1 pseudogene is annotated in these 414 nt (G+C 80.0%); it reads right to left on the bottom strand.

The window, feature by feature from the left end:
- Positions 1-414, bottom strand: a pseudogene (locus tag AE652_RS35280) (hypothetical protein); the annotation flags it as partial.

Below are 414 nucleotides of genomic sequence, written 5' to 3'. Positions count from 1 at the left end.
CGGGCGAACAGCACCGCCGGTCCGGACCAGCCGCGCAGCAGACCCGGGCGGTCCAGCAGCCCGGCCTCGCCGATCCGCCCGGCGGCCTTGGCGGCCAGGGCGAGCGCCTCGTCCGTCGCTCCGGCCTCCAGCAGCAGCTGGGCGACGCCCGTCAGGCCGCCGTACAGGCCGAGCGAGGAGGGCGGCGGGCCGGCCAGCAGCCGGTCCACCACGTTCGCGGCGTCCGGGTGCCCGAGCCGGTGGAACAGCCAGCCGGCTCCGGCCAGCCCGTCGTACAGCCCGACGGGCGTGTCCGCGGGGGCGCGCCGCACGGCGGCGGCGAGCCAGTCCAGCTGTTCCCCGCCCGGTGCGGCCCCGGCCAGGTGCCGGGCGAGGAGCACGCCGGAGGAACCGTACGCCAGCCCGAGCGCGCCG

Origin of the sequence: Kitasatospora sp. MY 5-36 (assembly GCF_001182915.1) — a bacterium.
In the GTDB taxonomy this organism is placed as follows: domain Bacteria; phylum Actinomycetota; class Actinomycetes; order Streptomycetales; family Streptomycetaceae; genus Kitasatospora.
Note: the sequence above shows the minus strand (reverse complement) of the source record. Positions and strands in the feature narration are given on the sequence as shown.